12 protein-coding genes are annotated in these 12,014 nt (G+C 67.8%); 10 read left to right on the forward strand and 2 right to left on the reverse strand.

Annotation, left to right across the window (positions count from 1 at the left end; genetic code table 11):
• Positions 1 to 118 precede the first annotated feature (118 nt).
• Both AC07SQ_RS05360 and AC07SQ_RS05365 read left to right on the forward strand, forming a co-directional pair.
• Complete coding sequence (locus AC07SQ_RS05360) at positions 119 to 1,057, forward strand: cyclase family protein (protein WP_495270505.1); 939 nt, start codon at positions 119 to 121, stop codon at positions 1,055 to 1,057.
• A gap of 49 nt (positions 1,058 to 1,106) precedes the next feature.
• Positions 1,107 to 2,027, forward strand: a complete 921-nt coding sequence (locus AC07SQ_RS05365; protein WP_492696679.1) for a LysR family transcriptional regulator — start codon at positions 1,107 to 1,109, stop codon at positions 2,025 to 2,027.
• Here AC07SQ_RS05365 and AC07SQ_RS05370 read toward each other — a convergent pair.
• Positions 1,993 to 2,652 (reverse strand): GntR family transcriptional regulator, encoded by a 660-nt coding sequence (locus AC07SQ_RS05370; protein WP_062469590.1) that lies wholly within the window; start codon positions 2,650 to 2,652, stop codon positions 1,993 to 1,995. The genes AC07SQ_RS05365 and AC07SQ_RS05370 overlap by 35 nt on opposite strands.
• A 126-nt stretch (positions 2,653 to 2,778) precedes the next feature.
• Here AC07SQ_RS05370 and AC07SQ_RS05375 point away from each other — a divergent pair, with 126 nt between their 5' ends.
• The 7 genes from AC07SQ_RS05375 (at position 2,779) to AC07SQ_RS05405 (ending at position 9,986) form a co-directional block, all read left to right on the forward strand.
• Positions 2,779 to 2,973 (forward strand): hypothetical protein, encoded by a 195-nt coding sequence (locus tag AC07SQ_RS05375; protein ID WP_070061249.1) that lies wholly within the window; start codon positions 2,779 to 2,781, stop codon positions 2,971 to 2,973.
• Positions 2,966 to 4,360, forward strand: coding sequence for an amidase (locus AC07SQ_RS05380; protein WP_495270504.1), 1,395 nt, complete (start codon positions 2,966 to 2,968; stop codon positions 4,358 to 4,360). Before AC07SQ_RS05375 ends, AC07SQ_RS05380 begins: the two co-directional genes overlap by 8 nt.
• Before the next feature lie 17 nt (positions 4,361 to 4,377).
• Positions 4,378 to 5,574 carry a CaiB/BaiF CoA transferase family protein gene (locus AC07SQ_RS05385; protein WP_095745974.1) on the forward strand — a complete coding sequence of 399 codons (1,197 nt, stop codon included), beginning with the start codon at positions 4,378 to 4,380 and terminating at the stop codon, positions 5,572 to 5,574.
• On the forward strand, positions 5,571 to 6,359 hold the full coding sequence (locus tag AC07SQ_RS05390; protein WP_495268443.1) for an enoyl-CoA hydratase: 789 nt from the start codon (positions 5,571 to 5,573) through the stop codon (positions 6,357 to 6,359). The genes AC07SQ_RS05385 and AC07SQ_RS05390 overlap by 4 nt, the downstream gene beginning before the upstream one ends.
• Positions 6,360 to 6,392: 33 nt before the next feature.
• Positions 6,393 to 7,328: a polysaccharide deacetylase family protein gene (locus AC07SQ_RS05395; RefSeq protein ID WP_070061253.1), complete on the forward strand. Its 936-nt coding sequence runs from the start codon at positions 6,393 to 6,395 to the stop codon at positions 7,326 to 7,328.
• Positions 7,325 to 8,692 (forward strand): MmgE/PrpD family protein, encoded by a 1,368-nt coding sequence (locus AC07SQ_RS05400; RefSeq protein WP_495270503.1) that lies wholly within the window; start codon positions 7,325 to 7,327, stop codon positions 8,690 to 8,692. Before AC07SQ_RS05395 ends, AC07SQ_RS05400 begins: the two co-directional genes overlap by 4 nt.
• A gap of 133 nt (positions 8,693 to 8,825) precedes the next feature.
• The gene (locus tag AC07SQ_RS05405) at positions 8,826 to 9,986 is read left to right on the forward strand and encodes an acyl-CoA dehydrogenase family protein (protein ID WP_495270502.1); all 1,161 of its coding nucleotides are present in this window, start codon (positions 8,826 to 8,828) and stop codon (positions 9,984 to 9,986) included.
• 182 nt (positions 9,987 to 10,168) lie between these two features.
• Here AC07SQ_RS05405 and AC07SQ_RS05410 read toward each other — a convergent pair whose 3' ends face one another.
• Entirely contained in the window at positions 10,169 to 11,146 is a 978-nt protein-coding gene (locus tag AC07SQ_RS05410) for an AraC family transcriptional regulator (RefSeq protein ID WP_255221086.1), read from the reverse strand.
• A gap of 122 nt (positions 11,147 to 11,268) precedes the next feature.
• On the opposite strand from AC07SQ_RS05410, the gene AC07SQ_RS05415 reads away from it, so the two are divergent.
• A complete protein-coding gene (locus AC07SQ_RS05415) occupies positions 11,269 to 12,000 on the forward strand; it encodes a fumarylacetoacetate hydrolase family protein (RefSeq protein WP_495270501.1) in 732 nt (243 codons plus the stop codon).
• The last annotated feature ends 14 nt before the right edge of the window (positions 12,001 to 12,014 follow it).

The following is a 12,014-nucleotide window of genomic DNA, read 5'->3' on the forward strand; positions in this document are numbered from 1 at the left end:
CAGCACCTGGCACCGCGCAGTGCGTGCCAAGCCAACCAAGCAACCGAACGAAATGGAGCAGTTTTCAATGTCGCAATGGATACGCAGGATCGGCGCCGCGGCGTCTCTATGGGGCGCAATGGGCGTCACCCTCGCCTTCGCAGCCCCCGTCGTGGGCAAGAGCCCGTGGGGCCCGAACGACGAACTCGGCCGACTGAACCTCATGACCGCGAGCACCAAGGCCCAGGTGCTTTCCCGCGCGGACGGTGCGCGTGTGTACGACCTGTCGGTCGAGTACTTCGTCGGCATGCCGAGCTGGCACGGCATCGGCGACCCGCGCTACCAGATCTGGATGACGCACACGCCGCACGGCACCGTGGTCGATGACCCGATGGGCGTCGGCCACACGCAGAACAAGCACGTGAGCTACACCGGCGCGGCCATCTCGATGTACACCCACATGGGCACGCACATCGACGCGCTCAACCATTTCGGCCTCGACGGCAAGATCTGGAACGGCTTCGAGGCGCGCGAACACCTGGGCGACCGCGGCTGGAAGAAGACCGGCGCCGAGACCATCCCGCCGATCGTGGCCCGCGGCGTCCTGATCGACGTTGCCGCCGCCAAGGGCGTCGAGATGCTGGCGCCCGGCTACCGCGTCACCCGGGCCGATCTGCAGGAGACGCTCGACAAGCAGCGCGTGAAGCTGGAGACAGGCGACGTGGTCCTGATCCGCACCGGCCGCATGAAGCTCTACGACAAGGCCGACGCCTACATGGATTCGCCACCGGGCATGAGCGTGGATGCCGCGCGCTTTCTCGTGGAGTCGGGTGGCGCGATGGTCGTGGGTGCCGACAACCTGAGCTTCGAGACCTTCCCGCCCGACGCCGACGACAACTACGTGCCGGTGCACACCTACCTGCTCGCGCAGCAGGGCGCGCCGATCATCGAGCTGGTCAACCTGGAAGCGCTCGCCAAGGACCGCGTCTACGAGTTCGCGTTCATCGGTGCGTCGCTCAAGCTGCGTGGCGGCGACGCCGCACCGATGCGCCCCATCGCCATCCCGCTGCGGCGCTGAGACGCTCGCGCGTACTGAGTTTGCCTCGTCGGCTGGTACGCTCGGCGCCATGGATCGCTACGCTGCCATGCAGTACTTTTGCCGCGTCGTCGAGCAGGGCAGCCTGGCCGCTGGCGCCCGCGCGCTGAACCTCTCGAACTCGGTCGTCACGAAGGCCATCCAGTCGCTGGAAGCCTGGACCGATTGCCGCCTGCTCGCGCGAACCACGCGCAGCATGCAGCTCACCGAAGCCGGCGAGCGCTTCTACAGCTTCTGCCAGCGAACGCTGGCAGACACCGAGCGCACGCTGACCGATGTCCGTTCGGTGAGCCGCGGGTTGACCGGGCGGCTGGTCGTGGCCGCGCCGGTGTCGCTCACGCTGTCGCATCTGCACGTGCATCTGCATGCGTTCCAGGCGCAACACCCGGGCATCGAGCTCGAGATGCGGCTGAACGACAGGCCGGTCGATCTGGTGCGCGAAGGCATCGACGTCGCGCTGCGCGGCCAGGCGCGGCTGGAAGATTCGAGCCTGGTGGCCATGCCGCTGATGGACCTGGCCCGCGTGGTGTGCGCCGCGCCCGCCTATTGGGAGCGCCACGGCCGGCCCGCAACACCCGCCGACCTGTCGGGCCACAACTGCCTGCAGTACCTGTTGGGCGACGACCGCGATGAATGGGTGTTCGACGGACCGGACGGGCGCGCGCGTGTGCGGGTGAGCGGCACGTTCCGCGCCGACAACAGCCTGCTGCTGATCGACGCGATGCGCCGGGGCGTCGGGCTGGGCCTGGTGCCGTCGGTGATGGTGAAGGATGCACTGGCCGACGGCTCGTTGCAGACCGCGCTCGACGCCTACGTCGCGCCGCCTCGGCGCCTCTTTGCGGTCTACCCGACGCGCGACCACCTGATGCTGAAGGTGCACGCGCTGGTCACCTTCCTGAAGCAGCAGTTGCCGCCGCTCACCCCATCAGTTCCTTCGGCAGCGCCGCCATGAACGACGCGAAGTTGGTCGAGCCCTGGCCGGGGCTCATGTGCTCGACCATCAGTTCGGCCGCTGCCCTGGCATCGCGCCGCTGAATCGCGTCGAGCAGCTTGGAATGCTGCTCCCATGACGACTTGAGGCGACCGAACGCGGCAAAGGCGTGGCGCCTGTAGGCGCCGGTCTGCGAACGCATCCGCAGGATTTCCTGGCGCAGGTAGGGGTTGCGTGCCCCCTGGTAGAGCGCCTCGTGGAAGCGCCGGTTGTGCTCCTGCCAGGCCTTGACGTCTTCTTTCTTGACCGCGGCGGCGGCGCGCTCGTGCGACTTGGCGAGGTCGAGCCGCTCTTCGGGCGTCATGCGCTCGCAGGCCAGCCGCACGCACAGGCCCTCGAGCTCCGCCAGCAGCTCCCACATGGCCAGCAGCTGGGTCATGTCCATCTTCGCGACGACCATGCCACCACGCGGCAGGCTTTCCACCAGCCCCTGGGCCTGCAACTGAAGCAGCGCCTCGCGCACCGGCGTGCGCGAGACCTCGTAGGCCGTCATCAGCGCCTGTTCGTCCACCGTGTCTCCGGGCAAGAGCGTGCCGTCGCGGATGGACTCCTCGACCGCAAGGCGGATGCGTTCAGCGGTTTTCATGGGGCGAGCTCCCGTAAAACAACGATTGAATAAAACATTTTTGTGAGTTATAAATATATTTATAGACCTCATCCATCTTTTAATTTTACCTGCTCCAGAGAGAGCGCACGGTGCCAGGAGACCGCTTTGACCGACCCCACCCTCGAGCCATGGAAGACATGGGTCACGCTGAGCCTGCAGTTGCATGGCATCGATGCCGCACCCGGACTTCAGGTCCGCGCGGCGCGCACGTTGGCACGGCTGGCGCCCATGGCGAGCCGTCTGGCCGCCGGCACCACACCGCCGTTCGATATCCGCCCCGTGGAGCACGCGCATGAGTGATACGGGCACGCCCTCCATTGCCGCGCTGCGCCGGTCGATTGCCACGGGCGCCAGCTCGGCCGACGAAGCGCTGGCCTTGCAGCGCGACGCCTTCGAGCGCGGCGCTGCCGTCCATCGCTGCGTGGTCCAGCGCGCGACACACAGCCGGCCGGTCGCACATGCGCCGCTCTCCGGCATCGCGATGGCGCACAAGGATGTGTTCGGCACAGGGCTGCGCGCCGCAGGGCAAGGACGACCGGAAGGCGCTGCGGCCGATGCGGTGACCAGCCCTCCTTCCGCCCCGTTGCGACGCCTCTCCGAGCGTGGCGCGACCTACCTCGGCGCCCTTGTGATGGCGGAGTACGCTTGCGGCGCCACCGCGGAGAACCCGCACTTTCCCGCACCGCTGAATCCGCTGGACCCGGCGGCGGCGGTCGGCGGGTCGTCCAGCGGCTCGGCCGTGGCGGTGGCTGCCGGCTTGTGCCGGGCCTCGCTGGGGACGGACACCGCGGGGTCGGTGCGCATTCCCGCATCCACCTGCGGCGTGGTCGGATTCAAGCCCGGCGCCGGCGTGATCGACGCGGGTGGCGTCTCGCAGCTGGCGCCGTCGCTGGACACCGTCGGCGTGGTGGCGCGCTCGGTGTCGGATGCGGCCCATGTGTTCGCGGCGCTGCTGCCCGACGAGGCGCCGATGGCGCAGCGTCTGCTCAGCCTGGAAGGCATCGAGGAAGACCTGTCGCGCCACCGCCGCTGGCGCGTGGCGTCGGCACTGGACCAGCCCGACCTGCGCGACGACGTTGCAAGCCGGCTCGGGGCCTTCGAATCTCGCGCCACCTCGCACGCGGTGGCATGGCACCGCGCGTCCTTGCGTGGACTCGACGAACTGTCGTGTCTTGCCCAGATCGTGCTGCACGTCGAGGCCGCGGCCACGCATGCGCACAGCGTGCGCCACGCACTCGGCTCGCTGGCGCCGATCACGCAGGCAATCCTCCTGCCGGGCTGGGCCGTCCCGGCCGCCTGGTACCGACACGCCTGCGAAGCCCGCGCGGGCTGGCGAGACGCCTTCGTCACCAGGCACCTTGCGCAAGCCGACGTGCTGCTGTTGCCTTCGCTGCCGTGCGGCGTGCCCGACGCGCAAGCGGTGACCACCACCTCCGACCGCTTCGACCCGCGCGAACTGGTCGCGCTTCACCACTACCACGCCTTCGTGAACTACCTCGGGCTCCCTTCGTTGTCGTTCCCGATCGGCACCGACGCGCGCGGCCGGCCGGTTTGCATCCAGGCCATCGGTGCGCCGGGCGCCGAGGCCGAGCTGCTGGCCTTCGGGCACCAGTTCGCCGCGCCGACGGGCGCGCCTTCCGTTCCCGCGGCGCGCACCGCCCATCGCGCCCGCACCCCACTTCATTGACTTCCCACGGAGAAACCATGCCCAAGATCAACGCCTCCCCTGCCCTCGCGCGCTTTCGCGTGCTCGACCTGTCCCGCGTTCGCGCCGGCCCCACATGCGTGCGCATCCTTGCGGATTTCGGCGCCGACGTGATCCGCATCGAGCCCCCGGCGGGTGTCGACCCGAACGAGGCGATGTTCGCAGCCGACCGCTGGGGCGGCGACTTCCAGAACCTCAACCGCAACAAGCGATCGATGACGCTGAACCTCAAGAAGCCGGAAGGGCTCGAGGCCTTCATGCGGCTGGTGGAAACAGCCGACGTGGTGGTGGAAAACTGGCGCCCCGACGTCAAGGCGCGACTGGGCATCGACTACGAGGCGCTGCGCGCGGTCAATCCGCGGATCATCCTTGCGAGCATCTCGGGCTTCGGCCAGGACGGTCCCTATGCCTGGCGCCCGGGCTTCGACCAGATCATCCAGGGCATGGGCGGGTTGATGTCGGTCACGGGCTTCCCGGCACAGGGCCCCGTGCGCGCCGGCCTCGCGGTGGCCGATTCGGGCACCGGCGTCTATGCGGCAGCGGGCATCCTGATCGCGCTGCTCGAGCGCGAGCGTTCCGGGCAGGGGCAATGGGTGCACGGCTCGCTGCTGCACACGCAGGTGGCGCTGATGGACTTCCAGGCCGCGCGCTACCTCAACGACGGCGACGTGCCCGCCCAGGCAGGCAACGACCACCCGACGAGCAGCCCGATGGGCCTCTTCCAGGCGAGCGACGGCGTGTTCAATCTCGGCGCGTCGGGCGAAGGCAACTGGGTGCGGCTGTGCGAATGCCTGCAGGCTCCGCAGCTGAGGGCGGTGCCCGAATTCGCCACCGAGAAGCTGCGTGTCGAACACCGGCTGGCACTCAACGAGGCCCTGGCCGAGGTCTTCAAGAGCCAGACGGTTGCGCACTGGGTCGAACTGCTGAACCGCGCCGGCGTGCCCGCGGGCCCCGTCTATTCAATTCCGCAGGTCTTCGAGGACGCCCAGGTGAACCACCTGGGCATCGCGCAGGATGTGGAGGCGGGCAATGGCCGGCGCTACCGGCTGGTGTCGCAGCCGATCACGCTGGCGCGCACGCCAGCGCGCATCGCGCACGCCGCCCCGGCCTGGGGCGAGCACACGACCGAGATGCTGACCGAAATCGGCTACACGCCCTCCGACATCGAACAGCTGCAAGCAAAGGCCGCGGTATGAGCGAAGGACACATCCGGACCGAGACCGCAGCGGGGGTCGGAACGCTGGTGATCAGCCATGCACGCAAACACAACGCGATGACGCTGGCCATGTGGCAGCAGCTCGCCGAAGCCGTACAGGCGCTGGCCGACGACCGCGCCGTGCGCGTGATTGTCGTCACCGGTGAAGGCGACGCCGCTTTCGTCTCGGGCGCCGACATCAGCGAGTTTGCGCAACAGCGCAGCGGCACCGACGCCGTGGCCGCCTACGACCACGCGGTGGCGACCGCCCAGCGCGTGCTGGCCGAATGCGCCAAGCCGACAGTGGCGCGCATCCAGGGCATCTGCATGGGCGGCGGCATGGGCATCGCCCTCGCCTGCGACCTTCGCTTCGCCGCGTCGAACGCGCGCTTTCGCATGCCGGCCGCGCGCATCGGCCTGGGCTACGCGTTCGAGGGCATGCAGCGGCTGGTGAGATTGCTGGGCGCACCGGCCACCTTCGACTTGTTCTACACGGCGCGCAGCCTCCACGCTCCCGAGGCGATGCGCCTGGGCCTGGTCAACGACTGCATCGACGCCGAGATCTTCGACGCCGAGGTGGCGTCACGCGCGGCACTGATCGCCCAGAACGCGCCGCTGGCCTTGCGGGCCGCAAAGGCCGCGATTCTCGCTACGCTGGAGCCCCCGACAGCGCAGGCCCGGGAAGCGATCGACGCGATGGTGCGCCAGTGCTTCGCCAGCCGGGACTACGCCGAGGGCCAGGCTGCATTTGCCGAGCGGCGCGCGCCGCATTTCGAAGGGAGCTGAACCGATGACCGCCACCCTGCAAGAGAACCCGTCATGAGCAATCCACGCGTCCCCTTTCAACTCTCGTCCGAGCGCCCGCCGTTGATGCCGCTGGACGGCGGCCACATCCTCGCGCACATCGTCGTGAACGTGGAGCACTGGCCTTTCGACCGCCCCATGCCGCGCACGCTGCTGACGCCGCCGCACGGCAAGGAGACGGTGCCCGACGTGCCGAACTTCAGCTGGGCCGAGTACGGCCTGCGCTGCGGGCTGCCACGCATGATCGAGGCGCTGCGCAGTCGCGGATTGCGCGCGTCCGCCAGCCTCAACGCCTCGGTGATCGATTCGCACCCGAGCGCCGCGCAGGCCATCCTGGAGGCCGGCTGGGAATTCATCGGCCACGGGGTGCAGCAGCAGTCGCTGGCGCAACTCGACGGGCACGCCCAGGCGGAAGCCATCGTGAAGTCGCTCGACCGCATCGCCGCCTTCACCGGCGTTCGTCCGCGCGGCTGGCTCTCGCCCGGGCTGCGCGAAGCGGCGGACACACCCGACATCCTCGCCGCCGCCGGCATCGACCATGTGTTCGACTGGTGCCTGGACGACTTGCCGTGCTGGATGCAAACCGAGCACCGTTCGCTGATGGCCCTGCCCTACATGCTGGAGGTCAACGATTCGGTGATCTATGCGGTCGAGAAGCACTCCTCGCCCGAAATGAAGCTGCGGCTCGAACGCACCCTGGAGGTCTTTGCGCGCGAGGTCGCCCGCCTCGGCCAGCCCCGGGTGCTGGCCATCGGGCTGCATCCGCACCTGATGGGCGTGCCCCACCGCTTCGGCGATTTCGAAGCCATGCTGGACCTGCTGCTCGCGCACCCGATGGTGCGGGTGGTCACGGGTTCGTCCCTCCATGACTGGTACGCCGCGCAGGTCCCCGCGCCGGCGCCGCTCGTTGCCCGGTCCGGCGACGTCCCCTTTGTCCCGATGCCTCAATGAACGCCATCGACACCCTCATCGCCCACGTCCGCTCGCGCGATTTCGACTCCCTGCCACCCGAAGCGGTGGACGCGGCGCGGATGTTCATCTACGACACCATCGGCGTCGGCATCTCCGGCTCGCGCCATCCGCGCATGCCGGCGCTCAAGCGGGCCGCGCAGTCCCTGGGCGACGGCGACGCCGTCACGGTCTGGGGCAGCGGCGAGAAGCTGCCCTTTCCGTCGGCCGTGATGCTCAACGCCTACCAGGTGTTCAACCAGGAGTTCGATGCGGTGCACGACGTCGCCGTGGTCCACGCCTTCGCCTGCATCGTGCCGGCTGCACTCGGCTATGCCCAACGCGAAGGCGGCGTCTCGGGCAAGGCGTTGATCACGGCGGTGACGTTGGGACTCGACGTGGCCATCTACGTCGCGCTGGCGCAGCGCGCGCCGATGCGCTTCTTCCGCCCTGCCATGTGCGGCGGCCTCGGCGCCACGGCCGCACTGTGCAAGCTCGCCGGCATGGACGCCGACACGATGCACAACGCGCTCGGCCTCATGTACAGCCACCTCTCCGGCACCATGCAGGCCCATGCCGAGGGCTCGCCCGCGGTCGGCCTGCAGGTGGGCCTGAACGCACGCGCAGCCGTCACTGCCTTCGAACTGGCGCGTGCCGGCTTCCCGGGACCGCGAGACATCCTGGAGGGCCCGTTCGGCTACTTCGCGCTCTATGACTTCGGCCAGTCGCGCTGGGCCGACGTGGCGAACGACGTCGGCCAGGTCTTCCAGATCGCGCACATGAGCCACAAGCCCTACCCCACCGGCCGCGCAACCCACGCGGGCGTCGATGCGGTCGTCGATCTCATGGCCGCGCACGGCTTCGGTGCGGACGACGTGGAAACCGTGCGCGTGCATGCCTCGGCGCTGATCGCGCGACTCGTGGGGCGGCCGGCGCAGCCTGGCATGGACTCGGCCAGCGCCAAGCTCAGCATGGGCTACGTGGTGGCCACGGCACTGCGCAAGGGCCGGGTGGGCATCGAGGCCTTCGACCCGCCCGCGTTGAACGACGCGCGCACCTTCGAACTGGCACGCCGGGTCGAGGTGCTGGACGACGGCAACCCCAACCCGAACGCCCTGGGTCCGCAAGTGGTCGAAGTGGTGCTCAAACGGGGCGACACGCTGCGGCTGGCCGTGCCGCACTTTCTCGGCAGCCCCGGCCGGCCGCTGCCCGCGCCGGATCAGCAGGCCAAGTTCATGGCCTGCTGCGCCTCGACCAAGCCGCGGCTGCCGCCGTCCCAGGCCGAAACACTGGATTCGGCACTGCGCCGGCTCGAAGAATTGCCTGACGTGCGCGAACTCATCCCATTGATGACGGCGCCCGCCTGACACCCCGGGGCCGCCCGGCCCCCTTCGCTTCTTTCCGTTCCCTGCATCGGTCGTTCATTGCGCCCCCGTGGCCGCAAGGGATGCGCGCGCTCGCACGGCCGATGCCCCACTCACCCTGCCATCGAGATACACCATGAACCATTCTTCCGACAACTACCAGGACATCCGCGACGCCGTGCGTGCGCTGTGCGCCGAGTTTCCCGACGAATACCACCGCAAGATCGACGAGCAACGCGCTTACCCCGAAGCCTTTGTCGATGCACTGACTGCCGCGGGCTGGCTGGCAGCGCTGATCCCGCAGTCCTACGGCGGTTCCGGCCTCGGGCTCGCGGAAGCCTCGGTGATCATGGAGGAGATCAACCGCTGCGGCGGCAACTCCGGCGCCTGCCACGGCCAGATGTACAACATGGGCACGCTGTTGCGCCACGGCAGCGAGGCGCAGAAAAGCCGCTACCTGCCAAGGATCGCCAGTGGTGAACTGCGGCTTCAGTCGATGGGCGTGACCGAGCCCACCACCGGCACCGACACCACGAAGATCAAGACCACCGCCGTGCGCAAGGGCGACACCTATGTCGTCAACGGGCAGAAGGTGTGGATCTCGCGCGTGCAGCACTCCGACCTGATGATCCTCTTGGCGCGCACCACGCCGCTGGCCGAGGTGAAGAAGAAATCCGAAGGCATGTCGATCTTTCTGGTCGACCTGCACCAGGCCATCGGCAACGGCCTGACCGTGCAGCCGATCGCGAACATGGTGAACCACGAGACCAATGAGCTGTTCATCGAAAACCTGGAGATTCCGGCGGACCACCTGATCGGCGAGGAAGGCCAGGGCTTTCGCTACATCCTCGACGGGCTTAACGCAGAGCGCACGCTGATTGCCGCGGAATGCATCGGCGACGGCAAGTGGTTCATCGACCGCGTGACCGGGTATGTGAAGGACCGTGTCGTGTTCGGCCGCCCCATCGGTCAGAACCAGGGCGTGCAATTCCCGATTGCCGAGAGCCACATCGAAGTGGAAGCCGCCGATCTCATGCGCTGGCGTGCCTGCGCGCTTTTCGACGCCCGACAGCCTTGCGGCGCGGAAGCGAACATGGCGAAGTACCTGGCCGCCAAGGCCAGCTGGGAAGCCGCCAATGCGTGCCTGCAGTTCCATGGCGGCTTCGGCTTTGCCAACGAGTACGACGTCGAACGCAAATTCCGGGAGACCCGGCTCTACCAGGTGGCGCCGATCTCGACCAACCTGATCCTCGCGTATGTCGCGGAACATTTGCTCGGTCTGCCGCGCTCGTTTTGAAGAAGCCAGGCTGGGGCTGCAACACAAGTGGAAGCGGAGACTCGGGTGGGCCAGGTTGAGTGTCAGCAACCCGTCTGGAGCCGCCGTACGCGAAGGACTGCCATGCAACGAATGCCAACGTCGGACTCGCAGCCACCGACGTCAAGCTCGAGAGCCTGATTGCTACTGGGAGCATCGCGCCGTCAGTCCCACGTCCGATTCCCTCCTCGCTGAAATTGCCGCCGGTACGCAGAAGGCGTCGCCCCCACGATCTGCCCGAACCGGCGCGCGAACTGCGTCGGCTCTCCGAAACCGGTGCTTTCACCGATCTCCGCCGCAGAGGCGCCGGTAAAGACCAGCAGCGTCTTGGCGCGCTCGATCCGGCGTTCGGTCACCAGCTCCAGGAAGGTCTTGCCCGTTTCGCTCTTCAGCAGGTGGGCCAGATGCGTGGGCGACACATGGCTCGCATGCGCCGCATCGCCCAACGTCAGCTCCTGCGCGAGGTTGCGGCTGATGTAGCGGATGCAGCGCAGCACCGCCGGCCGGTACGACTGCAGGGCCATCCCCTGCGCCTCGCAGTTGCGAAACTCCTCGCCGTAGCGCCGCCACACCATGCCGATCAGGTGAAGCAGATGGCTGCGAATCAGCAGGTGGCTGGCGGTGTCTTCGCCCGGCGGCCGCTGCGCTTCCTGCGCCATGTGTTCGCACAGCGCTTGGAGCTGGTGGGTCTCGGTTTCATCGAAGCGGAAATCCAGGCAATGCTGGAACCGGAACGGCGCAAGCTCGGGCGCGCGTGACAACGGCACCTCCGACAGCTCGAACACGTCGAGGTCCAGCGACGGCAGCAGGTAGTCCTTGCTGATGTTGATCACATGAAACACGCCGTCGGCCGCGTTCGGAATGTAATGAACCAGAAAGGGCAGCACGAAGCTCACCGTGCCGGCACCGATGGCGCGCTGATTCCCGCCGATGTAGTGCGTGGTCTCGCCCCGCGTGTTGACGTAGATCTGGAAGTACTCGTGCCGGTGCGGCACCGGATTCGGCAGGCAGTTGCTCTGGTCATGAATGCCGAAATAGGCGCGCTGTGCCCGCGCCGCCATCGTGTAGTTGCTGATGGCGGCACGCGCGGCGCCGGCGCGGGGCGGCGGCACGAATTCGTCGGGGGAAGGCGTGGGTGGCATGAAGAGCTGATCTCAAGATCGCAAGGATTGCATATCTTTGCGCAAGCCTGCGCGTTGAGGTGAGAAGGCCTCGTTCCTAGACTCTAGCCACTCCTTTCCAAACCTTCCAGAGAGACAAACCCATGTCCCCCCAACCGACGGCCGAGCTCGCGCAAGCGACCAATGTCCCCGCAAATACCGACGCCCTGCAAGTCCTGCCCGTTTCCATCGACATCGTGGACAGCGACCAGCGTTTTCCCGTGCGCCGCGTCTACTGCGTGGGCCGCAACTACCTGGCCCACATCCGGGAGATGAAGGAAGGCGACGAACGCGATCCGCCGTTCTTCTTCCAGAAGCCGTCCGACTCGGTGGTGACCGACGGGCGCGTGCCCTACCCCACGCTGACGGACGACTTCCAGTTCGAGTTCGAACTCGTCGTGGCCATCGGCAGCGATGCATCGAACGTGTCGCCCGACACCGCGCTGGACCACGTCTTTGGCTACGCTGCGGGCCTGGACATGACCCGGCGTGACCGCCAGCGCGAATGCAACAAGCGCGGCCTGCCGTGGGAACAGGGCAAGTCGTTCGACCACTCGGCGCCCTGCGGCCCGATCCATCCGGTGGCGAAGGTCGGGCACATCCGCTCGGGAACACTCAACCTCTCGGTCAACGGCGCGGTGCGGCAAGACTCGGTGCTCGAAAAGATGATCTGGAATGTCCACGAGATCGTCAGCGAGCTGTCCAAGCAATACCGCCTGCTGCCCGGCGACCTGATCTTCACTGGCACGCCGGAAGGGGTCGGCCCGGTGCAGCGCGGCGACAAGCTCACCGGCCGCATCGACGGGCTCGCGCCCCTGCAGGTCGAGATCGTCTGAGCCCGCAACAGCAC

Source organism: Variovorax sp. GW821-FHT06D12 (assembly GCF_059419205.1).